Below are 24,155 nucleotides of genomic sequence, written 5' to 3'. Positions count from 1 at the left end.
GTCGGGCCGGTGCGGCACGAGTCCGGGCCGCGCGTCAGCCGATGATCGCGTTCATGATGGTGCCGGCGCTCGTCGCCACCGCGCCGCCCGCCATCGCGCTGGCGACCATCTTCGGTGACTGCAGCGTGCCGCCGTTCCATTTCTCCCACGCGAACCTGCCACCGCCGTAGGTGATCGCCGTGATCCCGGACAGCTGAACCAGCCAGGTGAAGTAGCGGCCCATCTGCATCAGTTTGTCCGCGAGCGGCGGCTCTTCCGCGGTCGGATTTTCGAACTGCTGCGCGATCAAAGTGTCGTGCAGCGCGGCGAGAATCATGCTCACGTTCGGGCTCCTTTTCGCATGCCGAGATGACGGTGGAGACAGATTCGAGCCTGCTTTCAAACGCGTGACAAGATCGATTAGACCGCATGGAGCAGGTGCATTCCCGGCGACACACCGCGGCGCGCATGATTCAACTCACAGCCCCCAACCGTGCCAGGTGAGGCTGCGACCTCTACGATTTCACTTAGTGCAGGGGCTGACATCAAGTCGGTGCAGTGCGGCGCCGAACCTTCCGCTGAGATCACCGTGACCGGGAGGGCACAATGCACACCGCTTTCTTGATTCCACTGCTCATCACTCTATTGATCGTCACGGCGACGGCCGTCGTGGCCGGTTACGCCACAGTTGTCGCAGCGTATTGGTTCGAGCTGCGCTCCACCGAAAAACACGGCGGGCGGCCGGACATTTCGCCGCGCTGACCATTCGTCGAATACGCGCGACGGGCCGGGGCGTCGCTGCGACACCCCGGCCCGTCGCTTTTTCTGATCAGACCGTTACACCCGATTCGGCGGTCACCGTCTCGCCGATCCACGGCAGGACCGCGTCCCGGACGCGCACCGTTCCCGGCAACAGGCCATTGGCGGCCAGCAGGTCCGCCGCGTGCTGCTGTTCGTCCAGGAATTCCTCCGAAACGGGTCCGACCCCGAAGGGCCTGCCGCGCAGGGCGGCTTCCCACGCGTCCAGGCTCGCGGTTCCGCCGCGGGCGGCCACGTCGTCCACGAAGTACTGGGCGGCCGCGCGCGGGTTCTCCTTGATCCACGCGTCCGACTGTCGCAACGCGGTGACGATCGCCGTCAGCGCCGCCCGGTTGCCCTCGGCGAAGTCACGACGGGTGAACCACAGCGAGGGATGACTGAACAGGGATTCGGTGTCCACGAGGGTCCGCAGCTCGGCGGCCGCCTCGATCGAGGCAAGACCCGGATACGCGCCCACCCAGGCGTCCAGGTCGCCACGCAGCAGCGCGGCGCCGCCGTCGTGCACGTCGGTGTCCACCGGCTCGATGTCCTTCCACGCCAGGCCCGCGCGGTCCAGCGCGAGCAACGCGAGTGTGGTCTGCCAGGAACCGTGGGCGATGCCGACGCGCTTGCCCTTCAGATCCAGCACCGTCTCGATGCCGGAATCGGCCTTGGTGACCAGGCGGCCGTTCTCCACTCGTGGTCCGGAGATGCCGACGTAGACGATGTCGCGGCCGTTGGCCAGCGCCGTCAGCGGAGGTGTGAAGCCGGTGCCGATGAAGTCGTAGCCGCCGGTGAACAGGTGATCGGAATGCAACGACGGCAGTTCCGTCCTCGGGTCGACCGGCGCCGGGCGCGGCAGGTCGCGCAGGTCGACCCATTCCACGTCGGGCAGCAGGTTTTCCAAGATGCCGCGGTGACGCAGGACGAACAGGGAGTTGTTGTGCGGGAAATAGCCGACACGAATGGTCATGATCGCTCCTCGATTTCGCTACAACTGCCGGTCAGATCAGGCCGCGGCGACGGGCCTCGTCGGCGAGTCCGCTGCGGCTCCACTGCACCGCGAGGTTGGAAGGATCGAATTCGACCGAGCCGCCCAGGGTTTCGGCGATGGCCTGGTATTGCGCGCCCTCTTCGAGCAGCACGACGAACTTCGCCAGCTCCAGCAGCCCCGAGCGGCCGATCACATTGGCTCCGCCGTTGGCCTCGAAGATGGCGACCAGGTCCGGATCGTCGACCAGCTTGGACAGGATGAAATCGCCCGCGCCGATGCTGCGGTCGATGTGCGGTGGGATGGCCCTGGAGAGGGTGAGACGCTGCGAGGCCGCGTAGCGGATCGGCAGCGTGCGGTGGGTCTGCGCCCACCCGCCCAGCCACGGCGTGTGGATGTGCACCACGGAGGTGATCTCCCGATGCGCGCGGAACACCTTCGCGTAGCCGGTGACGAATCCGGCGGCGCCCGATCCGGACAGCACCTCCCCGTCGAAGGTGGCGACCACCGGCGCGAGGGTCCGGTCCTCGGCCCAGGGCCCCGGTTCGTTCAGTGCGACGGCGATCTCCTCGCCCGGCACCCGTTCCACGAAGTTGACGGTGCCGTTGCCGGATACGGTGCCGGTCTCCCGGAACACTCGGAATGCCTTCTCGGCGTCGCGGGTCGCGGCGGCGACGAAAGCGGTGACGGACTCCGGCAACCGGGTCTCGGTGGTGGTCATGATCTCTCCTGAATCATCGAGCGGGGGTGAGGGATGCCGCGGCGGCGGACGCGGTGAGCCGGGATCGGCCGAGCAGGGGAAGCACCTCTTCGCCGACGCGGTAGGCCTCCTCCAGATGCGGATTGCCCGCGAGGATGAACGCGTCGACGCCGAGGTCGATCAGTTCGTCGAGCCGCTGCGCGACCTGCTCGTAGCTGCCCACCAGGCCGAACGCCGGGCCGCCGCGGATCAGGCTGAACCCGCACCAGACGTTGGGCTGTACTTCCAGGTCGCGATATCCGGTGATGGTCTCGGGCACCCAGCCCTGGATGCGGGCGGCGCCGACCGAATCGCCCTTGGCGGCGCGCTCGGCCGCGCCGCGGTCGACGAAGGCCCAGCCCTTCTCGATCTCCGCCCAGGCCGCCTCCTCGGTGTGCCTGGCCAGTACGTCGATGCGGACAGCGAATTTCGGTGTGCGGCCAATTGTTTCGGCATGCGCGCGCACGCCGTCGAACTTGGCGCGCAGGTCGCCGAAGGGCTCCAGCCAGGACAGGTAGTAGTCGGCGTGCCTGCCCGCGGCCTGCACCGCGGCGGCCGAGGACCCCGAGAAGTACACCTCGGGGAACGGCTGCCCGGCGATGCCCGGTGCGAGCGCGGCGCCCTCGGTCCGGAAGAACCGGCCGTCGTGGTCGTAGGGATGGCCGTCCCACACGCCGCGCAACACGTCGAGGAATTCGCTCGTGCGCGCGTACCGATCGTCGTGCGAGACCTTGTCGCCCCACCACAACTGGGCGGGTCCGCCGCCGCCGCTGATGATGTTGTAGACCAGCCGGCCGCCGGTCGCGCGCTGCAAGCTCGCCGACATACGCGCCGCCTGCACCGGGTGCAGGAAGCCGGGCTGGAAGGCGACCATGAACCGGTAGGTGGTGGTCTCCCTGGCCAGCGCCGCGGCGACCGCCCACGGGTCGTCGGTCACCGGGAACGACGGCAGCAGGCCGCCGAGGAAACCAGCCGATTCGGAGGCCTTCGCCACCGCCGCCATGTGGTCGATGTAGCCGTAGCCGTCGAGTGCACCGGCCCGGATGGCGGGCGCGATATTGCCCGGTCCGTACCCGTTGGCGTGGCCGCGGTTGTATCGGCGCGGCGTGCGCAGCGACGCGTGGTCGCCCTCCATCCCGATGCGCCAGTAGATGTCGATGGTCATGCGGTTGCCTCCTGAGCGGTCAGGGTGCGGCCGATCGGGTCGGCGAGGAACAAGAGGTGCTCGCCCGCGCGGTGCAGTTCCTCGATGTGCGGGTGCCCCGAGAGCACCACGCTGTCGACGCCTGCCTCGACGTAGGCCGAAAGATGGTGCGCCACTTGGGTATAGCTGCCGACGAGTCCGATGTTCGCGGCGTATCCGAGAGCGCCGAACCCCGCCCAGCGACCGTCGCCCAGATCGTGCTCCCATGCCCCGGGGCCGTCCGGGTGCACCTCGCGCCACTGGCGTTCGGCGCGCGCCCACGCCTCGGCTTCGGTCTCCCGCGCGATGACCGGCAGCTCCAGTCCGGCGCGCACCGTCCGCCCCGCCGCCGTCGCGCGCTCGCGCAGGGCGGCGATCTCGGTGCCGACGCCCGCCGCGGTCTCGGTGAAGACGTGCACGTCCCCGTGCTCCGCCGACAGCTCGAGCGCCGCGTCGGAAGCACCGGTCAGGTAGACCGTGGGGAACGGCAGCCCGGACAGGATGCCGCGGAAGCCGCCGTCGATCACGTCGTAATGCGTGCCCGCGTAGTGGAACCCGGTGCCCGCGAATCCCGCCGAAGGCGCCGGAGCGTCGTTCCATACGCCGCGGGCGACGGTGAGGAACTCTGCGGCCCTGGCCAAGCGGTCGTCGCCGGTGACGCGATCACCGCGGGCCCGCGCGTCGGCGGGATCGGTGTCGACGGCCAACTGCCAGGCGAGGCGGCCGCCGGAAAGGCGCTGCAAAGTGGCGGAGATCTTCGCGGCGTAGACCGGAGTGCCGAAAGCGGGCTGGAATTCGACGACGACCCGGGAGTACCGGGTGCCGCGCAGCGCGCCGCCCGCCACGATCCACGATTCCTCGCCCGCCGGATCGTAGGGCGCGAGCACCCCGTCCAGTCCGGCGAGTTCGGCGGCATCGATGATCTGGGCGAGGTCGTCGAACGGACCGAATCGTCCCGGTCGCAGGTCCGTCGCGGGCGTCTGCGGCGCGGGTCCGCCGAATCCACCGCGGTTGCGCTGTTCAGGGCGGGCATGGCGGCCGTCTCCGCGAGAAGGCAGGCGCCACAGGAATTCCGTCATGCGGGGACCTTCCCGGACTCGACGAGTTCCCTGGCCCTGGCCAGCGGCTCGTGCGCGACCCAGGAGTCCAGGTCGAAGTCGGCGGCCAGGAAACCGTGCGTGTAGAGGAATTGCTTCTGCACGCCGATCAGCTCGATCCGCTCGTCCGACAGCGAGGGGTGCAGGCCACGGTGGAAGTTCTCGCCGTACGCGGCGACGACACCCTCCGGCCCGGACAGCGTTTCCCGCTGGAGCACGTCCCGGACCCCTTGCAGATCGCCCGCGGCCCAGTCGGCCGCGCGCAAGCTCTGCGCGAGGAACTCGACCACCACCTCCGGCCGTGACTGGAGCAGATCGGCGTGCACGGTGATCGGACGCGGCGTTCCGTTGTTGACCCGGAGACGCTTGGCGTCGGTGGCGTCCAGATCCACCGCGACGCGCAGGCCGTGCTCTTTGGCGACTTCCTGGGCGCGGGCGCCCTTGACGTAGATGGCGTCCACCTCGCCGCGCAGCAACTCCGCCACGCCCCAGGTGACCGCCCGGCGGTTCGCCTGAATCTCCGTGCGCACCTGCGGGTTCGGCTCGATACCGAACTCGACCACGCGCACGTCGGCGAGGGTGTGGCCACCGAGCCGCAGTGCGTTCGCGAAGCCGTGCAGGGCCATCGCGCGGGGGAAGCTGCGGGCCTCATCCTGCGCCCACGCCGGGACGCCGATGCGCAGACCGGCCAGCTCGGCGGGGCCGCCGACCGAGGACTGCGGACCGACCAGGATGGCTTGCGCCTCATCGATCCAGGTCAACCCGATCAGGCGGGTCGGCGAGCCCTGCGCCCGCGCGGCCAGGGCCGGAACGTTGCCGCCCTCGCGGATCAGCCCGGACAGGTCGTGCAGGAAATGGTGGCCCGCCAGCTCCGGCCCCGCGTCCTGCAGGACGCCGAACTCCAGCCCGGCCCGCGTGGCGGTGTCGCCGAGCCAGCCGAGGCTGTGCGCGAGCCCGCTCGCGGTCGGGACCGGGCAGCGGGTGTACCAGAGGGTGTCGGTCATGAGGCACTCCTTGGAGCGGGCGCGGGGCTACCCACGCCGAGTTGGGCGAGGAACAGGGATTGGTAGTGCAGGGTTTCGGGGTCGGCGCGGCCGCGCGGGCGAGCCACGTCGATGTCGACGTCCACGGCGAAACGCCCGCGGTCCAGGATCAGCACGCGGTCGGCCAGGCGGATCGCCTCGTCGACGTCGTGGGTCACCATGAGCACCGCGGGACGGTGCCGGGCGACCAGGTCGCCGACCAGATCCTGCATCTGCAGGCGGGTCAGGGCGTCCAGCGCCGCGAACGGCTCGTCGAGCAGCAGCAGTTCGGGTTCGCGCACCAGAGCGCGCGCCAGCGCCGCGCGCTGCGCCTCACCACCGGAGAGCGTGGCGGGCCACTGCCGCGCTTTGCCGTCGAGGTTTACTTCGGCCAGAGCCCGCAGCCCGGCTTCGCGGTTCTGCCGGGAACGGCGCTGCCCGACAATGACGTTCGCCAGTACCCGCTTCGAGGGAATCAGCCGGGGCTCCTGATACACGGTGGTACGTCGGCCTGGGACGAGCACTTCCCCTGCGTCCGGCACTTCGAGTCCGGTGAGCAGGCGCAGCAGCGTGGTCTTGCCGGTGCCGCTCGGGCCGAGCAGGACGACGAATTCGCCGCGCCGGATGGTCAGGTCGACGCCGTCGAGTACGGTCTTGTCCCCGAACGACTTGCGCAGGCCGGTGATCGAGACGGCGACCGGTTCGCCCGCCGCGGGCGCGGCGGCGACCTCGGGTCCGGGTTCGGTGACGGCGGTCATCGGATCGCCACCTGTCCGCGCCAGGGCATCGCGAAGCGCTCCGCCAACCGCACCAGCCCGTCGAAGACCAAGCCGAGCAGCGCGTACAACACGACGCACAGCACCATGTAGTCGGTGCGGTTGTACTCCTGCGCCAGGGTGACCAGGTAGCCGACGCCTTCCCTGGTGCCGACCTGCTCGGCCGCGATGAGACCGGTGATGCTGATCGACAGGCACACCCGCAGCGCCATCAGCACGCCGGGCAGCGCCGAGGGCAGGATGACCTCCAGCACCAGCCGCGGGCCGGTAAGCCCGAAACTGCGTGCGGCCTCGACCATCTTGCGATCGACGTTGCGGACGCCGAGGTAGGTGTAGGCGTACATCGGGGCCACCGTGGCGACGGCGATGAGCAGCACCTTGTACAGCTCGTCGATGCCGAACCAGGCGATGAACAGCGGCACCAGCGCGAGGAACGGCACCGCGCGCAGGATCTGCATCGTCGAATCGACCAGTTCCTCACCGAGGCCGGACAGCCCGGACAGCAGTCCGAGCGTCAGCCCGATGGCCACCCCGATGCCGACGCCGAAGGCGGCGCGCGCGAACGACGCGACCGCGAAGTCGAGCAGCTGGCCTGTGCCGAGCAGCTCGGTGAACGCCGTCCACACCGCGGGCGGGCCCGCCAGCACGCGCTCCGACAGCGCCCCGGTCGCGGAACCGGCCCACCAGCCCGCGACGATCAGTGCGGGAAGCAGGAACCGCAACGGCACCGAAAACCACGTGGGCCTGCGTTTTCCGACGCGGCTACGGGGCGGTGCGAGTTCGGTGGGCACCAGCCCCGCCGCGGCGATCACCGCCATCTCAGCTGCCCGCCTTCACCGATGCCAGCTGCTCGGGCGTCAGCTTGGACTTCAGGTCGTAGAAGATGTCGGCGGCGGTGATCCTGCGGGTGATGACGCCGTTGTCGAAGAAGGTGTTCACCACGTCGGCCAGGGCGGTGGCGTCGGCTTCGTTCGGCAGGTGCGGCACCGTGGCCTCGCCGCCCACCCGGTAGGCGTCGGTGAGCCGCGCGCCCGACAGCGCGCGCGGCCCGGTCTTTTCGAAGACGTTCTCGAAGTCGGCGGGGTTGGCCCGCTGCGTCGCCGTGAGGCCCTGCAGCACTTCGAGATACTTCGCCGCCACGTCCGGACGCTGATCGAGCACCTCGGTGCGGAACACGACGACGGTGTTGTCGTTGGAGCCGATGCTCTTCTCCGTGGCGATCTCGACGCCGCCGTTGGCCTTGGCCTCCTGGTAGGGCACCAGGAACGACGCCCAGCCGTCCACCTTGCCGGTCGCGAACGCCGAGGCGGCATCCTTCTGCTGCAGCGGAACCCGGGTCACCTTGTCGGCCGGGACACCCGCCTGCGCTAGCGCCTCGAGCAGGATGTATTCGCCCTTGGCCGCGGGGTTCACCGCGACGCGCTTGCCGACCAGGTCGGCGACCGAGCGCACGCCCGATTCCGGGGTCACGATGATGCCGCTCTGATCCTTGCCCGCCGGATCCTGCACCGCGACGATCCGCACACCGACGTCCTTGGACAGCGCGCCGACGACCGGGCTGAACGCCGCGCCGGAGACGTCGAGTTCTCTGGTGTTGAACAACTTCAGGTTGGAGCTGAAGCCGGGGGTGGTGGTGACCCACTCGATCTTCGCACCGAGCGGCGCCAGCGCCGCGTCGAAGGTTCCGTCGCGCTTGCCGACCGCCAGCGGGCCGGAGTTCCCCGGGTCGGCCACCTTCAGCACGAAGGAGGCGTCTGCGCCGGTGTCGCGATCGGTGTCCGAACCACACGCGGCGACCAGCGCGACGAGGGGAACGATCGCTAGCGCGATGCGCATGAGGGCTTGCCGCCTGCGGGACATCGTGAGGACTCCTTGTCCGAATTGTCGATCAATGGCTTCGCAGAGTAGGGACGCCAACGCTGGGTCACGAGGTAATGCTTTCCGTAGATCGGAAAGCTTGACATATCGAGTTCCGTGTACTGGTCCGGGTTTCGACCGCTATCGATCACTAACAGCCGGAACACCGGGCCATGGATCACACTGGGTCGCAGTAGAGTTTTCCAACTAACGGAAAGCACAAACCCTTTGGTCGGCATTTCTGTGTTACGGTCACATCCGTGGAACCCTCCGGCGTGCAGACCGTCACCCGCGCCCTGTCGGTCTTGGACTGCTTCCGCGACGGCCGGGAGCGCGGCGTCTCGGAGGTGGCGCGGCAACAGGGTCTGGCGGTCAGCACCACGCACCGGCTGCTGGCCACGCTCGTCCAGGCGGGCTTCCTGGAGAAGAGCGCCGAATCCAGCCGGTATCGCATGGGCGGCGCGCTGGCCGAGTGGGGGCAGATCGCCTATCGCCAGCACCGGATCTACCTCGCCGAACCGTATCTGGAACAGCTCGCGGGCACCACCGGAGCCAGTTGCTCGGTCGCCACTCGCCACGGCATCCACGCCGTACTGCTGGGCACCAGCCGGTGGCGGGAGACCGACGGGCACAAGCTGCAGGGCGTGCGACTGCCGCTGCACGCAAGCGCACTGGGCAAGGCCCTGCTCGCCTGGTCCGAAGCCACCGACGAGCAGTTACGCGAGCTCCCCTACGACGAGGGAACCGAGCGCTCGGTGTCCGGGCCCGCCGAGCTGCGCGCCGAACTGGTCACCACGCGGGAGCGCGGATACGCCTACAACGACGAGGAACTCGATCCCGGCTTCCGCACCATCGGCCTGCCCATCCTCGCCCCGGCGGGCCACTGCCGGTTCGCGCTCGGTCTGCGCGGCCCCACGACGCTGATGATCCCCGAGCGCGTGCCGTTCTTCGTCGAGCTCGCGAAGGTCACCGCGCAGGAGATCTCGGCCAGGTTCGCCGCCACCGACTGAGTCTCTCGAAACCGACGATCCGGTCGAATAACCGCCTGCCCCGTGCGCGCCGACCTATTCTTGACGCGTAAACCGTAGCGCTGGGTCGTCATTCGGGAGGCGACAGGAGGGCTGCGCCGGTCGTGCCCGGTGCCGCCGCGGAAGGGAGTCGCCATGCCGGACGGTCACGCGTGGGTGCGCGCCGGGTCGTCGACCAAGCTCGATACGAGCCTCGCGCACGAGGCGCGGGTCTACGACTACTTGCTCGGCGGCAAGGACAACTACCCCGCCGATCGCGCGCTCGGTGACACGATCGCCACGCACATTCCCGGCATCCGCGACATGGCCCGCGCCAATCGCGCCTTCCTCGGCCGCGCGGTGCGTCATCTGGCCCGCGAGGCGGGCATCGATCAGTTCCTCGACATCGGCACCGGCCTCCCCGCCGCGGGCAACACCCACGAGGTGGCTCAGCGGATCGATCCGGCCGCGCGCGTGGTCTACGTCGACAACGACCCGCTCGTGCTCGCCCACGCCAGAGCCCTGATGGCGAGCACACCACAGGGCAGGATCGCTTTCGTCGACGCCGATCTGCGCGATCCGCACTCCGTCCTGGACGCGCCCGCCCTGGCCGAAACCTTCGACCGGGACCGGCCGATAGCGATCCTGCTGGTCGCGATCATGATGTTCTTCCGCGACAGCGACGACCCGTACGGCGCCGTCGGGCGGCTGCTGGACGCGGCGCCGTCCGGTAGCTATCTCGTGCTCACCCATTCGACCGCCGATTTCGACCCGCGGGCCATGGCGCGCGCGGCGGCCGCCGCCGAGCGGGCCGGCATCGGATTCCAGCCCCGGAGCCGCGCGGACACCGAATCCTTCTTCGCCGGAACCGAACTCGTCGAGCCGGGCGTAGTACCGATCGCCGCCTGGCGTCCGGACTCCGATGCCATCCCGGCCGAGCCGCGGTCCGCCTGGTACTGGGCGGGCATCGGGCGCAAACCCTGAGCCCGGAACGGCGGCGTTTGAGCCGCTGCCGTTCGGCAATCACGTCCGGGAGACCCGGCGGCCAGGGACGGCGAGGTGGTGGACATGGTCGAAGACGTCGAGAAGCGCTGGCACGATCCGCGTGGCTTCCGCCGCGCGGCGACCTACGTGGCCTCGGTGCTCGCCACCGCCGCGCTGGTCTTCCTGCTGGCCCTGCTGTGGGCCGCCCAGCGGGAGTGCGCCGGCGCGGACCGGCTGCTGTGTAACGACGCGGCGCAGGTCGCCATCGTGCTCGGACCGTCGGTGGTGCTGCTGATCGGCGGCATCGGCGCTTTCGTCGAAACCTACGTCCAGTGGCGCCGCGGGCGGACCTGGCCCATCTGGCAGGGCGCGGGCTGGTTCCTGTTCATCCTGATGGTGGTGTATCTCGGCATCGGCGGCGGCGCGGTCGCGAGCTGATCACTCCGCGACGCGCACGACCACCTTGCCGAAGTTGCGGCCCTCCAGCATGCCGATGAACGCCTCGGGAGCGGCGGCCAGGCCGGACACGACGTCCTCGAGATACCGCACGCGCCCGTCGGCGACCCACTCTCCCATCTCGCGCAGGAAGTCCGGGTACAACTCGCGGACGAACTCGGTCTGGATGAATCCGCGCACCGTCAGGCTCTTCGTGAGGATGCGGCCGTAGTAGGCGGGCAGCCGGTCGGGGCCCTCCGGCGCGCCGGCCGCGTTGTAATTGGCGATCAACCCGCAGACGGGCACCCGCGCGTAGGTGTTCAGCAGCGGATAGACCGCGTCCGCCACCGCGCCGCCGACGTTCTCGAAATAGACGTCGACGCCGTCGGGAACCGCTGCCGCCAGCTGCTCGGCGAAATCGGGGGCGCGATGGTCGAGCGCGACGTCGAAGCCGAGTTCGTTCAGGTAGGCGACTTTGCGCGGGCCGCCCGCGATGCCGACCGTGCGCGTGCCGCCGATCTTGGCGATCTGGCCGACGGCCGAGCCCACCGGTCCGGTGGCCGCGGCGACCACGAGCGTCTCACCGGGTTGGGGCTTGCCGATCTTGCGCAGTCCCGCGTACGCGGTGAAGCCCGGCATGCCGAGCACGCCCAGAGCCGTCGAGACCGGCGCCTTCGCCGGATCGAGTTTGCGTACGCCCCGGGCCGGGGCGACATCGTGGGTCTGCCACCCCGAATAGGCCAGCACCACATCGCCTTTCGCGACCGACGGGTCGCGGGACTCGACTACTTCGGCGACCGTGGCGCCGACCATGACTCCGCCGATCTCCACCGGTTCGGCGTAGGACTTCGCCGAGCTCATCCGGCCCCGCATGTACGGGTCGAGCGAGAGGTACAGGGTGCGCAGCAGAACTTCGCCCTCGGCCGGAGCGGGGAGTTCCGCGGTCTCGGTCCGAAAATTCTCCGGGGTGGGCGCACCCACCGGCCGGGAAGCAAGCACGATTCGCGTGGACTCGACCATGCGCCCACCCTAACCGGGGCGTGAGCGCCAGGACGCCCGCGCCCGGTCGTGTCCGATGATCACCAAGACGGCGATTTCGGCCCCAGGAACAAGCCGCCGTTCACCTCCAGTGTCTGGCCGGTGACCCAGCGCCCGTCGTCGGAGGCGAAGAAGGCCACCGCGTCGGCGATGTCCGCGCCGCCGCCGACACCAAGGAGCACATCCTGGTCGTCGCGCGGGAGCTGTCCTACCGAGAGGGAATTCACGCGACCGGCGTGGATCGCGTCGCGGCCGAGGCGAACGTCGCGCCGCCCACCCTGTACCGGCTGTTCGGCTCCAAGGACGATCTGGTGGCCGCGCACCTCGAGCGGGAGGACCGCCACTACTGGGAGTGGTTCCGCGCGGCGGCGACCGGGGAGGGCCCGCGCGAGCGCATCCTCGCACTGTTCGCGGCGCTGGCCGAGCAGGTGCGCCCCGAGACCTGTCGCGGCTGCCCCTTCCTCATCGCGCTGGGTGAATTCCCGGATCCCGACCTGCTCGGCCACAAACACGCCGTCGCGATGAAGAACTGGGTGCGCGCCGAGATCGGTGCACTGGTCGGCGAACTCGCGTCCACCGTGGCGATCCCCGATCCACAGGCGCTGGCCGACCAGCTGATGCTGGTGATGGAAGGCGTCTACGCCACGACCCAGGCGTTCGGCGCGACCGGCCCGGCGGCCTGCTCCCTGCCGCTGGTCGAGGCGCTGCTTCCCCGCGCGTCCGCCTGAGCCGCTCCGGAAGCAGGACGAAATGCTCTGTGCGGCAGCGGGTTCGAGGCGTGAGCGTCCGGGACATCGACTCGAGCGACCGGAGCATTGGCGCGAGCGCCGCGGCTTCGTAGCGTCTTGACCATGACCTTGGAAATCGGCACCATCCTGCCCACCTCGACGCCCGATCCCGCCCATCCCGTCCTGGGTGACGTGCGGGCCGCCGCTCGCCTCGCCGAGCAGATCGGCCTCGACTCGGTGTGGTCCACCGATCATCTCGTGGCCAGCGCGCCGATCCTGGACAGCGGGGTGGTGCTGGCCACCGCCGCCGCTGTGACCGACCGCATCCGCATCGGTTTCGGCGTGCAGCTGCTCGCACTGCGGCCGGTCGCCTGGGCCGCCAAGCAGATCGCGACCCTGCAGTACGTCTCCGGCGACCGGCTGATCGTCGGTGTCGGCACCGGCAACCCGGCGCACGGCGACGTCGGATGGCGCGCGGCGGGCGTGCCCTTCGCCGAGCGCGGCCGCCGCACCGACGAGGCGCTGCGCGTACTGCCCGACCTGGTCACCGGGCGACCGACCGTCCTCCCGGACGGCACCGAGGTCACCCTCGCGCCGGGCGCGTCCATGCCGCCGGTGCTGGTCGCGGGGGACGGTGAGCGAGCTCGGCGCCGTGCGGCCGCCTATGCCGACGGCTGGGTCGCCATCGGACTCGAACCGGGCCAGGTCCGCACCAGCGTGACCGAATTGACCGCGCTCGCCGCTGAATACGATCGAGGCCCGCTCTCCGTGACGATCGTCGCGCCACCCTTGGCGACCGACCCCGGCCATGCGGCGGAGCAATTGGCCGCCTACGCGGAGGCGGGCGCGGAACGCGTCATCCTCGCCCCGTCGGGGCCGCAGTGGCAAGCCGACTACGAGTTCGCCGCGAAGATCAAGGCACAGCTCTGATTTCGACTCTCACCCGGTGCACAGCAATATCAGTCCGAGGCCGAGCAGTACCGCGGCGATGATCGAGTCGAGCACCCGCCAGGCGAGCGGACGGGCGAACAGCGGGCCGAGCAGTCGCGCTCCGAAGCCCAGCGCGGTGAACCACAGCACGCTGGCCAGCATCGCCCCCGCGCCGAGGAACCAGCGCTCCGGGCTCGCGTAGGTGCCGGCGAAGGAGCCGAGCAACACCACGGTGTCCAGGTAGACGTGCGGGTTGAGCCAGGTCAGCGCCAGGGCGGTGGCCACCGTCACGCTCAGCGCCGCGGTGGCTCGCCCCGGTTCGGCGCTGAGCGCGGCGGAGCCGATCGCCCGGCGGGCCGCCAGGACCGCATAGCCGATCAGGAACGCCGCACCCGCGTAGCGCGCCACCACTATCACTTCCGGCGCGGACTCGACGACCACGCCGAACCCGGCGATCCCGGCCGCGATCAGCACGATGTCGGACACCGCGCACACCGCGACCACGGCGAGCACGTGCCTGCCGCTGATCCCCTGGCGCAGCACGAACGCGTTCTGCGCGCCGATCGCCACGATCAGCGAGAGGCCGAAACCCAAACCGGACGCGGCCGCCACCGCCGCGGAGGAAATGCTCACGTCCAGCGACGCTATGGCCGCGGACCTTACCCAGGCAAGCTAAAGATTCTTACCTATCATTAGGCTTTCTTGATATGGATCTCCAGCTCGACCAGCTCCGCGCGCTCGACGCCGTGATCACCGAGGGGACGTTCGACGCCGCGGCGGGGCGGTTGAGCGTCACACCGTCGGCGATCAGCCAGCGGATCAAGGCGCTGGAAGACGCGGCGGGCCGGATCCTCGTGCAGCGCACGAAGCCGGTGCGCGCCACCGAATCCGGACTGGCCGTGCTCCGGCTGGCCAGGCAGATCCGATTGCTCACGGCGGACACCGCACGCGAACTCGGCGGCGAGCCCTCCGACGGCCCGATCCGGGTGCCGATCGCGGTCAACGCCGACTCGCTGGAGACCTGGGTGCTGCCCGCACTCGGCCGCGTCCCGCGCGGAGTGTGCTTCGAGATCCACCGCGAGGACGAGGAACACACCACCCGACTGCTGCGGGACGGCACCGTGATGGCGGCGATCACCTCGACCGCGCAACCGGTGCAGGGGTGCAAGGTCGATCGTCTGGGCGCGATCCGCTATCGGCCGATGGCCAGCCCGCAGTTCGCCGACACCTGGTTCGCGGCGGGCGCGACCGCGAAGTCCTATGCCGCGGCTCCGGTCGTGCTGTTCGATCGCAAAGACGACTTACAGGATCGTCTGTTGCGCAGACGCAGTCGCAAACCGCTGGATCCGCCACGCCATTACGTGCCCTCGTCCACCGGATTCGCCGAGGCGGTCCGGCTCGGGCTCGGCTGGGGCATGCTGCCCGACCTGCAGACCCGCGACGATCGAGCGAGCGGCCGTCTGGTCCCAATCGATCCCGGCGTCGTGATCGACGTCCCGCTGTACTGGCAGCAGTGGCGCCTGGACTCCCCCGCTCTGAGCGCCGTCGCCGCCACCATCGCCGCCGAGGCGGCGAGCGTGCTGCGCTGACGGCGACGAAACATTTTCAGCTCTCCACGAGTTGGATGGGCTACTCGCGCCGACTGTCCCGCGGCGACGCCCACGACACCAGACGAGTCGAGTGGCTCGTAATCCTCCGCGCCGGGACGTCGCGGGGTAATTTGATCTTCGCACGCCGACCACAGCTTCAGCGCCATCCCGCAGCCACCCGAGATGCACAGGAGTTCACTTTGGCACGGCACCGTCGCCCGCACCGCTCGCGCACCCGCGGCGCTGTCGCCGTCGCGGCCGCGCTCGCTACCCTGTTCACCGGCATCGGCCCCGATGCGGCCGCACGCCCGATCGGCCCCTACGACGTCGGCGGAGCGATCGAGGTCGAATACGACCAGGCGGGCGGACCGGCGTTCTTCGGCGACCCGGTCACTCCCGAGTCGCCCTCCGCCCGCGGCGGCCGCTACCAAGCATTCGAGCGCGGCTCCTCCATCTACTTCCACCCCGACACCGGAGCCCATCAGGTCGGCGGCGCGATCCGCGACAAATGGGGCACTCTGGGCTTCGAGGCCGGAGCGCTCGGCTACCCCGTGGCCCGGGAAGCGGCGACGCCGTCGAAGCCCGGGAGCTACAGCGTCTTCCAGAACGGCTCCATCTACTGGTCCCTCGGCACGGCGGCGCATCAGATCAGCGGCGTGATCCGCGACAAGTGGGGCTCCTACGGCTGGGAGAGCAGCCCGCTGGGGTTCCCCATCACCGACGAATCCCCCGCCCGCGCAGGCAGCGGCCGCTACAACCTCTTCGGCGGCGGCGCCATCTACTGGTCCGCCCGCACCGGCCCGCACGTCATCTGGGGCGCCATCCGTGATTCCTGGGAAGCCGCAGGCGGCGAAGCCGGCCGCTACGGCTACCCGACCGGCGACGAATACGACTTCGAGAACGGCAAGGCGCAGGATTTCGAAGGCGGCCGCATCACCTGGACGCCCTAGCGGGATTCGATTCGAACCGATCCGGATCGTGCTGACGCCGTGAATTCTCGGCAATCCGGACATCGGGGCGGTTCGTAACGGTTCCGCCGGCGGCCCCAACTCTCGTTGGGGCCGCCGCGGCCGAACCAGCCAGTGCCCGAGTCGTTCCTCAGACCCCGACCTCGACAGGGATACTGCCATATCCCGGCGGCCGCGTCGCATCGGTGATCATCCATCGGTACATACAGGCGCGCGTGCATGTGCATGCGCGCCACTGGCCTCGAAAACCGTGAAAATCCAGGTTGACGAGCTTCGATTGATAACGAATACGCATCAGACGCGCGGTGGAGATGTCGAACTGTTACCTATCGCGACGACCGCTTTTCGACGACTTACACTTGCCGCCAACACATTTCGAGCCTCGACTCGAGGATTGCGTTCAGAGCCTTCGATTTTCCGGGCACCTCGGGCGAATAGAGCCGACCGACCGGTTTTTGAATAGCCCTCGCGAACCCGCGCCGGACGCAGCATTCCAACGACTGCCGACCCGATCGGCAAACTCTCCGCACCGGCGTGGCCGCACGCCGGGCGCGACGACTGGGCGCGTCCTATTCGCCCGATTGCATCTCGGTGAGCAGATCCCGCAGGAAGCGCACACTGTCGACCGGCGACAGCGCTTCCACGCTGAGCCGGTTCATCACCGACATGTACAACTCGACGTCGCGCTGCTTGTCGAAATACAGCGAACTGGTGAGCTGCTCGGTGTAGACGATGTCGGCCAGCTCGGGCTCCGGGAAACGAAGGATGCTGAACGGACCACCGGCAGCCGAGTGCCCGCCCGCGGAATAGGGCAGCACCTGGATCCGGATGCTGGGACGCTCTGCCATCGCGAGCAGATGCTCGATCTGCTCGCGCAGGACTTCCATCCCGCCGACCGGCCTGCGCAGCGCGTTCTCGTCGACGACCGCCCACAGCGTAGGGGCGGCCACTCGGTTGAGGATCTCCTGGCGGCGCATGCGAATGGCGACCCGGCGTTCGGTCTCGTCGGAGTTGCCGAGCTGGATCACCGCGCGCGCGTAATCGGCGGTCTGCAGCAGACCCGGCACGAATTGGGCCTCGTAGGTGCGGATGGTGGTGGCCGCCTGCTCCAGTCCGATGTAGGTCTCGAACCACGCGGGTAGTAGATCGCTGTAGTGCTGCCACCAGCCCGGGTCGTTGGCCCGGCGAGCCAGCTCGAAGTACGTTTCGCGTTCAGCGGGGTCGACAATGCCGTAGAGGCTGAGCAGGTCGCGCAGATCGCGTTCCTTGAACCCGGTCCGGCCCAACTCCAGGCGACTGATCTTGGCGTGCGATCCGCGGATGGCGTCGCCCGCGGCCTCCCTGCTGATCGCGCACCCCTCACGCAGCTGACGCAACCGGCTGCCGAGCGCGATCCGCAGGACGGTCGGACCACGTTCTGCCGCAGGAAAATCCGCGGGGTCGCCGCTGTCGTCGTCGTTGCTCATGCGTGCCTCCGGCCGATCGGGGGTTAGCCGCGGGGCGTAGTGCCTCCACCATCACAGCTCTCTGAACGTCGGCTGCAGATCCTACTCGGACGAACCCGGACAACCGCCCTGACGCGGGCGCGTGCCGGAGCTTCCGTGCGTAGGCATGGATTGGCAAGAGTGACAACGTAATATCATGTCCACAATCTCGCGCGCGGCGGGACGGGTATGCGTAAAGTCGCCCCCGACGATGGCCACGCGGATGACGAGCGCCATGGCGTCGACAGTGGGGTCGACGAAGGTCTCATCCTCGGCGGCGTCGGCCGCAGAACACAGCACCCGTCCCCCACCACGGAGCGCGATATGACATCGAACGACGTGCAGATCACCGATCAGGATATCCGCGACAAGCTGACCGGCGTCCTCGGCTTCACCAGCATCGACCTCGCGACGTCGAAGGACGGCGTGAACTGGTGCTCGAACGCGTTCTTCGCCGAACTGGACGGAGATCCGTTCCGCTTGACGCTCGTGCTCGAGTCCGGCGGGCGGACGCTGGACAGTCTGCGAGCCAATCCGAGCATCGGGGTCAAGATCGTCCCCGACGGTTTCCTCAACCCGTTCGCACAGGGGCTCGGCACCGCCGTGGTGCGAACGGAAACCAATGAGCGGGAGGAGACCTTCCGCTCCGTGTTACGAAAGGAGCCGCGGATCGAACCGTTCTTGTCGACGCCGATCGAGGCGGTGGAGGTGCACATCGACTGGTGGCGGGTGACGCACGTCCAAGGCGGCTGGCTGCCCGGATGTGTCCTGCACCGGCCCGCCGCGTCCTGAGTCACCACTCGCGATCACCTATCCACACCGACCCGGTCGCGGGTCGCGAGCAGCCCCGATCGGACTACGAAATCAGCACTGGCCGAACGCATCCGCGCGGATTGCCCGGCAATTCGGCGGACTCTAGGCTGGTGAGCCAGGCGACGGAACTAGAAAGAGGTCTCCATGTCCGATCCCGCCCCCCGGACCGGTGTCCGCGCGCCGGTCGGCGTGGACACGACACGCGCGAGTATCGCCCGCGTCTACGACGCCACCCTCGGTGGCAAGGACAATTACGAGGTCGACCGCTACGTACGCGACAAAGTCGCCGAAGTCGCGCCGCGCCAGAGCGACGTGGCCCGCATGAATCGCCGTTGGCTGCACCGCGTGGTGCGCTACCTGGCCGGTACCGCGGGCATCGATCAATTCCTCGACATCGGCGCGGGCCTGCCGACCGTCGGCAACACCCACGAGATCGCGCAACAGCAGAATCCCCAGGCGCGCGTGGTGTACGTCGACAACGACCCGGTCTGCAATATTCACGGCCGCGTACTGCTCGAGCGCAACGCGTACACGCATTTCGTGCCCGCGGACCTGACCGAGCCGAACACGCTGCTGTCGCACTCCGAGGTCACCCCGCACCTCGATCTCACCCGCCCGTTGGCGCTGATCCTGTGCGGCATCCTGCATCACGTCGACGACGCTCTCGATCCCGCCGGGATCATGCGTCAGTACATCAATGCGCTGCCCGTCGGATCGTATGTCGCGATCACGCATTTCTACGATCCGGCCGATGGCGACGAAGCGCACGAGATGGCCATCGAGCTACAGCGGCGATTCACCGAAATGGGCTTGGGCTCCGGCTGGTACCGCACCCGCGAGCAGATCGCGTCGTATTTCGGCGATCTGGACCTGCTCGAACCCGGTCTGGTCGAGCTCGACGACTGGTGGCCGATGGGCCCCGCGTTACGTCCGCGGCTGACCGAGGAACGTCTGCTGCTCGGCGGGGTCGGCTACAAATCGGGATCGTCGAACGGCGTGGTAACCAGGCTGCGGCGCCGGGCACACCAGCACGACCTATCGAATTCCGCCGAGCACGACTCGGCTGAGAGGTAACTGCCACAATGTCATACGACGACCTGAACGGACCGGATCTGAACGAAGACCGGTGGCGTTTCCTGGAGGTCCCGCTCGGCGAAGGCCGGTCCTGGTGCTACGCCGACCCGGCCGCCCGCACCGAGGTCGGCGAGGGCACCGTGTCGGTCCGGATCGACGCTTTCACTCGCTCCCATGCCGACGTGCAGATCCTGGACAACCCGAAGCACCTGCTGGTGTCGACCGAGGCGTTCGACCTCACCGGCGGACCACGGACTTTCGCCGTGGAGATGGCGGCGGAGAACATCGGCGCCACCGGTGCGGACTACCGCGACGGGTTCGCCGCGTTCAACGTCCTCGATATGAGCAGCGCCCAGGTCTTCGATCTGATCGCGACCGGCAAGCAGGCGTACGCGATCCACGAACGGCTGCTCGTGCCGGGCGTCGTCCCCGCGCAGGAGGCGTTCACCCACGTGGTGCACGCCCCGCTCGCGGGAGTCGACATCAAGCCCGGCGAGTTCCACCGCTACACCGTCACCCTGGACCGCGCGGCCGGCACCGCGGGCTGGTATGTCGATGACGCCCCGGTGTACCGAGCGCACGTGCCGCAGCTGCCGGAGACGGTGCAGATCGGATTCGGCATCATCACCTTGCATCCGATCCAGGACGGGCACAGCACCTCGTTGCGCGGGCAGGGCCTGCACGCGGCGTGGCGTGATTTCACCGTGGACTGACCGGACCCGCCGACCGCGGCGGAATGTGTCGGAAATGCGTGGTGCCCAGCCGCATTCGGCTGGGCACCGGATTCGCCGCCGCCCGTCGGGCGGCCGTCCGCGCAGATCAGACGCTCTGCTTGCGCGGCCATTCGACACCGCGCTGGCGGGCGTACTCGTCCGACGCGGCCATGTCCTCGTCCATGTCGTACTCGTACTCGTCCAACTCGGCACGACGGCGCGGATCCCACACCATCGCCGCGGCCGACACGGCCAACAACGTGACGACGATGGCCGCGATGACTACATAGAGCACGTCTTTCACCCTCCTGAAGGAAAAATTGAACAGCACCCACAGCCGTGCCGGATACTCAACGCGCACAGCTTCTTTCACGCCGCACGCATAGTAAGCCGCAGTACGGCGAACCGGACATTCCGGCGTCGGTTACCGGCGGGTCGCCCCCCGATCCGAGCCGGGGGACAACCCGTGCCGATTTCCGGGAAACGCCACCGCGAATCTCCAGCGTCGCTTAGGCTCGGCGCAGTCCCGGTGGCTCCGGGACATCCAGCGCGGCCCCGGTATGCCCAAGCCGGCCGCGATCGCTGGTGGTAGCGGTGGGGTTCACCCGATTCGATGAACCTCGCCGTCCCCCACTTTCCATGAATTCCCACGGACATTCGCGCGGAATCACCCGCATCGGGCATCCTTGGAGCTACCGTTTTCGGTCATGGACGACATCGAACTGCAGCCACCGACCGTCGCCTCCGCCAAGCACACCGGACTGGTCCTGGACATCGCCACCCTCGACATCCACAACCCGCTCGCCCGGCCCGGCGAGCTCACCTACCCCTACGTCCGCTGCACCGACCACCGGGTCCTGCGTCTACCCGAGCCGTTGCACCGGTGGGCCACCGAGACCATCGCGCTCAACCACACCCAGCACGCCACCGGCGCACTGCCCTTGTTCCCCGGGCAGGTCGAATTCGGCATCCTCGACGGCACCATGTACGCCGAAGTCCTCTGACCCCCTCGCGGCAAGAGCCCGGCCGATACGGCCGGGCTTTCGTCGTATGAGGGGGATCGGCGCACAGGCGCCGCGAACTGCAAAATGCCTGGTGAGCGTACGTTCCGGGGCTGCCTGTGGCGCGCGTTCCGGACGCACGACACACTGGAGGCCGTGAATCGCATGTCAACCCGAGGGCGCCACCGCGGATCGGACGGCCTGCCGTGACCGACCTCGCTCGCGGTGAGAACCGCCCCGCGCCCGGCGACCGGCTGACGGTGACCGTCACCTGCTCGGCTCCGGTCGACGTCTCGGCGCTGCTGCTGAACTCGGCGGGGCGGGTGCGCTCCGACGCCGATTTCGTATTCTTCAACCAGCCGGTCGCGCCGGGCGTCACCTATCGGCACGGCCGGGGCTCCGGTGACGTGGTGGACATCCAGACCGGCGCGCTGCCCGGCGACGTGGATCGCGTCGTCGTCACGGCGAGCCTGGACGGCAACGGTCCGCCCACATTCGCTGCCGCGGGCTCGCTGCGCGCGAGTATCGCCTCCCCCTCCGGCACGCTGGCCTTCCCGATGACCGGGCTCAGCACCGAGACCGCCGTGGTGTGCGTGGAGGTCTACCGCCGTGGCGGTGGCTGGAAGGTGCGCGCGGTCGGTCAGGGTTATGACAACGGATTGGCCGGTATCGCAACGGCTTTCGGCGTGAACATCGATGACGAACCGGCTGCGTCGCCCGCGCCGTCCGCTCCGGCTCCCCCACCCGCGCATCAACCTGCGCCACCCCCGGCGTACCACCCTGCTCCGCCACCGGCGTACCAACCCACGCCACCACCCGCCTATCCACCGCAACCGGCTTATTCCGCACCCGCCGCCGCGGCGCCGCCGCCACCGATGCCCTCACCCCAGCAAGGAGCGCTGCCGATGCAGAGCGAACTGTTCGCCCCCAGCCACGCCGAAGTCACCGGCGCGGGCATCCAGAAGCAGGGCGGCAAGATGATCAAGGTGGCCGTGAACGGCGAGGTCATGGCGCGTGCCGGATCGATGGTCGCCTATCAGGGCGACCTGCAGTTCCAGGCGCTCGGTGCGGGTGGCATCGGCCGGGCGATCCAGCAGCGGCTGACCGGTGAAGGCGTTCCGCTGATGAAGGTGTCCGGCCGCGGCGACCTGTTCGTCGCCAACGGCGCCGCCGACGTGCACACCATGGACCTGGACGGCACCGACGGCCTCACCATCAACGGCGCCAACGTGCTCGCGTTCGATTCCTCGTTGCGCTACGACATCCGGATGGTGCAGGGCGCCGCCGGATTCGCCAGCAACGCCGGTTTGTTCAACTGTGTCTTCACCGGCCGCGGCCGCATCGCCATCACCACGCACGGCACGCCGGTGGTGCTCGATGTCGACCAGCCGACCTACGCCGACCCGCAGGCGGCGGTGGCTTGGTCGTCGAGCCTGCAAACCGGCATCAAACGCAACGATTCCTTCGGGCTGGGCCGCCTGATGGGCCGCAGCACCGGCGAGGGCATGACGCTGTCGTTCTCCGGACGCGGATTCGTCATCGTGCAGCCGTCGGAGCTGCCGCCGGGCGGCTTCCTCGGGGGCACCGGCGGCGGACAGGAAGCCGGCCAGAGCGGTGGTGTGCTGGGCGGACTGTTCGGATAGCGGCCGGATTCGCGGGCCGCTATCAAGCCTGGAGCGATGCGAGCTCCACGACGGTGATGTCCGACGGTGCGCCCACTCGCACCGGCGGACCCCACGCCCCGGCTCCCCTGGACACGTACAGCTGGGTATCGCCGTACCGCTCCAACCCGGCGACGGTCGGGTTCGCCAAGCCCGCAAGGTAATTGCCGGGCCAGATCTGGCCGCCGTGGGTGTGGCCGGACAGCTGGAGATCCACGCCGTGCGCCACCGCGTCGTCGATCAGAACCGGCTGGTGGGCCAGCAGCACGGCGGTGCGCGACCGGTCGCGGTCGCCGAGCGCCTTGCCGAAGTCCGGGCCCTGCCCGGTTCGTACGCCCTGCACGTCGTTCACGCCCGCCAGGTCGAATCCGGGGAGTTCGGTGCGGGCATTCGCGAGCAGGTGCATGCCGAGCTCCTGGACATGCTCGACCCACTGCTCGGCGCCGGAGAAGTACTCGTGGTTGCCGGTCACGAAGAACGCGCCGTGCCGCGCGCGCAGCCCGGCCAGCGGCTCGACAGCCGAGCGGAGGTGCTCCACGCTGCCGTCCACCAGGTCGCCGACCACCGCGATGAGATCGGGCTGGGTGTCGTTGACCGTCCGGACCACCCGTTCGGCGAAACCGCGCCCCAGGATCGGTCCCAGGTGGACGTCGCTGACCACCGCGATCCGAAAGCCGTCGGCCCCGCGCGGCAATTTCGCCAGCGGCACGGTGACGTGCTTCACGGTGGGTCCGTTCAGGACGCCGTAAGCGCCGAGGCCGACCGTGGTCGCCGCGGCGGCGACGGCGGCTCCGCCCACCACACGGGAAACGAAGACGCGGCGCGGCAGTGCGGCGCCCGCGGATTCGGCCTCCTCGACCGGATCGTCCTTCTGCGGTGACAGTTTCGGCGCGGCAGCGGTTTCGGGCGCGACCGCGGCGACCGCGGGTTCACTCACCGGGCGGTCGCGAGCGAACCGGCGCAGCGCCAGGTACCGGATCGGTTCGCCGACCAGCAGCGCCAGCAGCAGGTACACGAACAACGCGCCCCACAGATAGCCGGGCCAGGCAATGATCCGCACCACCGCGAACGGAGCGGACAGCAGTTCGGCCACCGTCGCGCCCAGCAGCAGCAGCGGCCCCGTCACCACCACGGCGGTGCCGATTCGCCGCGCGCGCGACTCCGTGATGGTCGTGTCCCGCACGAGCCGCCGCCATACGTACCAGTGGGCGCCCACCACCGCGAAGACGACGATTCCGACGAGAACGAGCACGGCTATTCCGACGAGAACAGTCTCAACCACGGCGGC

28 protein-coding genes are annotated in these 24,155 nt (G+C 69.2%); 13 read left to right on the top strand and 15 right to left on the bottom strand.

Features of this window, described 5'->3' with window-relative positions:
- Positions 1-34: 34 nt before the first annotated feature.
- A complete protein-coding gene (locus ON19_RS38385; RefSeq protein ID WP_043704483.1) occupies positions 35-316 on the bottom strand; it encodes a hypothetical protein in 282 nt (93 codons plus the stop codon).
- Between the two features lie 269 nt (positions 317-585).
- Here ON19_RS38385 and ON19_RS42730 point away from each other — a divergent pair, with 269 nt between their 5' ends.
- Positions 586-741 carry a hypothetical protein gene (locus ON19_RS42730; RefSeq protein WP_157230090.1) on the top strand — a complete coding sequence of 52 codons (156 nt, stop codon included), beginning with the start codon at positions 586-588 and terminating at the stop codon, positions 739-741.
- Positions 742-808: 67 nt separating this feature from the next.
- Here the strand turns inward: ON19_RS42730 and ON19_RS38380 are convergent, their stop codons facing one another.
- Genes ON19_RS38380 through ON19_RS38345 form a run of 8 tightly spaced genes read right to left on the bottom strand, consistent with a single transcriptional unit; the run spans position 809 to position 8,445 of the window.
- Positions 809-1,750, bottom strand: coding sequence for an ABC transporter substrate-binding protein (locus ON19_RS38380; RefSeq protein ID WP_043704481.1), 942 nt, complete (start codon positions 1,748-1,750; stop codon positions 809-811).
- Positions 1,751-1,781: 31 nt separating this feature from the next.
- The gene (locus ON19_RS38375) at positions 1,782-2,489 is read right to left on the bottom strand and encodes a class II aldolase/adducin family protein (RefSeq protein WP_043704480.1); all 708 of its coding nucleotides are present in this window, start codon (positions 2,487-2,489) and stop codon (positions 1,782-1,784) included.
- Positions 2,490-2,502: 13 nt separating this feature from the next.
- A complete protein-coding gene (locus tag ON19_RS38370) occupies positions 2,503-3,672 on the bottom strand; it encodes an LLM class flavin-dependent oxidoreductase (protein WP_043704479.1) in 1,170 nt (389 codons plus the stop codon).
- The gene (locus ON19_RS38365; protein WP_043704477.1) at positions 3,669-4,769 is read right to left on the bottom strand and encodes an LLM class flavin-dependent oxidoreductase; all 1,101 of its coding nucleotides are present in this window, start codon (positions 4,767-4,769) and stop codon (positions 3,669-3,671) included. The genes ON19_RS38370 and ON19_RS38365 overlap by 4 nt, the downstream gene beginning before the upstream one ends.
- Entirely contained in the window at positions 4,766-5,791 is a 1,026-nt protein-coding gene (locus ON19_RS38360; RefSeq protein ID WP_043704475.1) for an ABC transporter substrate-binding protein, read from the bottom strand. Before ON19_RS38360 ends, ON19_RS38365 begins: the two co-directional genes overlap by 4 nt.
- Positions 5,788-6,567, bottom strand: a complete 780-nt coding sequence (locus ON19_RS38355) for an ABC transporter ATP-binding protein (RefSeq protein ID WP_043704474.1) — start codon at positions 6,565-6,567, stop codon at positions 5,788-5,790. Before ON19_RS38355 ends, ON19_RS38360 begins: the two co-directional genes overlap by 4 nt.
- On the bottom strand, positions 6,564-7,403 hold the full coding sequence (locus tag ON19_RS38350; RefSeq protein WP_043704472.1) for an ABC transporter permease: 840 nt from the start codon (positions 7,401-7,403) through the stop codon (positions 6,564-6,566). The genes ON19_RS38355 and ON19_RS38350 overlap by 4 nt, the downstream gene beginning before the upstream one ends.
- A 1-nt stretch (position 7,404) precedes the next feature.
- A complete protein-coding gene (locus ON19_RS38345) occupies positions 7,405-8,445 on the bottom strand; it encodes an NrtA/SsuA/CpmA family ABC transporter substrate-binding protein (protein ID WP_043704471.1) in 1,041 nt (346 codons plus the stop codon).
- Positions 8,446-8,702: 257 nt separating this feature from the next.
- Between ON19_RS38345 and ON19_RS38340 the strand changes: the two genes are divergently transcribed.
- The 3 genes from ON19_RS38340 (at position 8,703) to ON19_RS38330 (ending at position 10,871) form a co-directional block, all read left to right on the top strand.
- On the top strand, positions 8,703-9,452 hold the full coding sequence (locus ON19_RS38340) for an IclR family transcriptional regulator (RefSeq protein ID WP_043704469.1): 750 nt from the start codon (positions 8,703-8,705) through the stop codon (positions 9,450-9,452).
- Between the two features lie 153 nt (positions 9,453-9,605).
- Positions 9,606-10,433 carry an SAM-dependent methyltransferase gene (locus ON19_RS38335; protein ID WP_043704707.1) on the top strand — a complete coding sequence of 276 codons (828 nt, stop codon included), beginning with the start codon at positions 9,606-9,608 and terminating at the stop codon, positions 10,431-10,433.
- 84 nt (positions 10,434-10,517) lie between these two features.
- On the top strand, positions 10,518-10,871 hold the full coding sequence (locus tag ON19_RS38330; protein ID WP_043704705.1) for a hypothetical protein: 354 nt from the start codon (positions 10,518-10,520) through the stop codon (positions 10,869-10,871).
- Here the strand turns inward: ON19_RS38330 and curA are convergent, their stop codons facing one another.
- Both curA and ON19_RS44610 read right to left on the bottom strand, forming a co-directional pair.
- Positions 10,872-11,888 (bottom strand): NADPH-dependent curcumin/dihydrocurcumin reductase, encoded by a 1,017-nt coding sequence (gene curA / locus ON19_RS38325; protein WP_043704467.1) that lies wholly within the window; start codon positions 11,886-11,888, stop codon positions 10,872-10,874.
- 59 nt (positions 11,889-11,947) lie between these two features.
- Positions 11,948-12,133, bottom strand: a complete 186-nt coding sequence (locus ON19_RS44610) for an SDR family oxidoreductase (RefSeq protein WP_043704466.1) — start codon at positions 12,131-12,133, stop codon at positions 11,948-11,950.
- Between the two features lie 9 nt (positions 12,134-12,142).
- Between ON19_RS44610 and ON19_RS38315 the strand changes: the two genes are divergently transcribed.
- Together ON19_RS38315 and ON19_RS38310 are read left to right on the top strand one after the other, a co-directional pair.
- A complete protein-coding gene (locus ON19_RS38315; RefSeq protein WP_218006557.1) occupies positions 12,143-12,634 on the top strand; it encodes a TetR/AcrR family transcriptional regulator in 492 nt (163 codons plus the stop codon).
- A 123-nt stretch (positions 12,635-12,757) separates the two neighbouring features.
- On the top strand, positions 12,758-13,564 hold the full coding sequence (locus ON19_RS38310) for an LLM class flavin-dependent oxidoreductase (protein ID WP_043704463.1): 807 nt from the start codon (positions 12,758-12,760) through the stop codon (positions 13,562-13,564).
- 9 nt (positions 13,565-13,573) lie between these two features.
- Here the strand turns inward: ON19_RS38310 and ON19_RS38305 are convergent, their stop codons facing one another.
- Positions 13,574-14,197 carry a LysE/ArgO family amino acid transporter gene (locus ON19_RS38305; protein ID WP_218006556.1) on the bottom strand — a complete coding sequence of 208 codons (624 nt, stop codon included), beginning with the start codon at positions 14,195-14,197 and terminating at the stop codon, positions 13,574-13,576.
- A gap of 74 nt (positions 14,198-14,271) precedes the next feature.
- Here ON19_RS38305 and ON19_RS38300 point away from each other — a divergent pair, with 74 nt between their 5' ends.
- Both ON19_RS38300 and ON19_RS38295 read left to right on the top strand, forming a co-directional pair.
- A complete protein-coding gene (locus ON19_RS38300) occupies positions 14,272-15,153 on the top strand; it encodes a LysR family transcriptional regulator ArgP (protein WP_043704460.1) in 882 nt (293 codons plus the stop codon).
- 200 nt (positions 15,154-15,353) lie between these two features.
- Positions 15,354-16,103, top strand: coding sequence for an LGFP repeat-containing protein (locus tag ON19_RS38295; RefSeq protein WP_043704457.1), 750 nt, complete (start codon positions 15,354-15,356; stop codon positions 16,101-16,103).
- 587 nt (positions 16,104-16,690) lie between these two features.
- Here ON19_RS38295 and ON19_RS38290 read toward each other — a convergent pair.
- Positions 16,691-17,587 carry a Sco1979 family transcriptional regulator gene (locus ON19_RS38290; protein ID WP_043704455.1) on the bottom strand — a complete coding sequence of 299 codons (897 nt, stop codon included), beginning with the start codon at positions 17,585-17,587 and terminating at the stop codon, positions 16,691-16,693.
- Between the two features lie 342 nt (positions 17,588-17,929).
- Here ON19_RS38290 and ON19_RS38285 point away from each other — a divergent pair, with 342 nt between their 5' ends.
- From ON19_RS38285 to ON19_RS38275, 3 genes are all read left to right on the top strand, one after another.
- Positions 17,930-18,397 carry a pyridoxamine 5'-phosphate oxidase family protein gene (locus tag ON19_RS38285; RefSeq protein ID WP_157230089.1) on the top strand — a complete coding sequence of 156 codons (468 nt, stop codon included), beginning with the start codon at positions 17,930-17,932 and terminating at the stop codon, positions 18,395-18,397.
- A gap of 165 nt (positions 18,398-18,562) precedes the next feature.
- Entirely contained in the window at positions 18,563-19,492 is a 930-nt protein-coding gene (locus ON19_RS38280; RefSeq protein ID WP_083899995.1) for an SAM-dependent methyltransferase, read from the top strand.
- Positions 19,493-19,500: 8 nt separating this feature from the next.
- Positions 19,501-20,205, top strand: a complete 705-nt coding sequence (locus ON19_RS38275; RefSeq protein WP_043704453.1) for a DUF6081 family protein — start codon at positions 19,501-19,503, stop codon at positions 20,203-20,205.
- Between the two features lie 106 nt (positions 20,206-20,311).
- Here the strand turns inward: ON19_RS38275 and ON19_RS38270 are convergent, their stop codons facing one another.
- Entirely contained in the window at positions 20,312-20,578 is a 267-nt protein-coding gene (locus ON19_RS38270) for a DUF1634 domain-containing protein (protein ID WP_043704452.1), read from the bottom strand.
- A 334-nt stretch (positions 20,579-20,912) separates the two neighbouring features.
- Here ON19_RS38270 and ON19_RS38265 point away from each other — a divergent pair, with 334 nt between their 5' ends.
- Together ON19_RS38265 and ON19_RS38260 are read left to right on the top strand one after the other, a co-directional pair.
- A complete protein-coding gene (locus ON19_RS38265) occupies positions 20,913-21,209 on the top strand; it encodes a hypothetical protein (RefSeq protein WP_043704450.1) in 297 nt (98 codons plus the stop codon).
- A 203-nt stretch (positions 21,210-21,412) separates the two neighbouring features.
- Positions 21,413-22,849: an AIM24 family protein gene (locus ON19_RS38260; RefSeq protein ID WP_043704449.1), complete on the top strand. Its 1,437-nt coding sequence runs from the start codon at positions 21,413-21,415 to the stop codon at positions 22,847-22,849.
- 22 nt (positions 22,850-22,871) lie between these two features.
- Here ON19_RS38260 and ON19_RS38255 read toward each other — a convergent pair whose 3' ends face one another.
- Positions 22,872-24,149, bottom strand: coding sequence for a metallophosphoesterase (locus ON19_RS38255; RefSeq protein WP_043704447.1), 1,278 nt, complete (start codon positions 24,147-24,149; stop codon positions 22,872-22,874).
- Between the last annotated feature and the right edge of the window lie 6 nt (positions 24,150-24,155).

The organism is Nocardia abscessus NBRC 100374, assembly GCF_000308455.1.
GTDB lineage: Bacteria > Actinomycetota > Actinomycetes > Mycobacteriales > Mycobacteriaceae > Nocardia > Nocardia abscessus.
The sequence above is the reverse complement of the archived record's forward strand: the minus strand, read 5'-3'. Positions and strand labels throughout refer to the sequence as shown.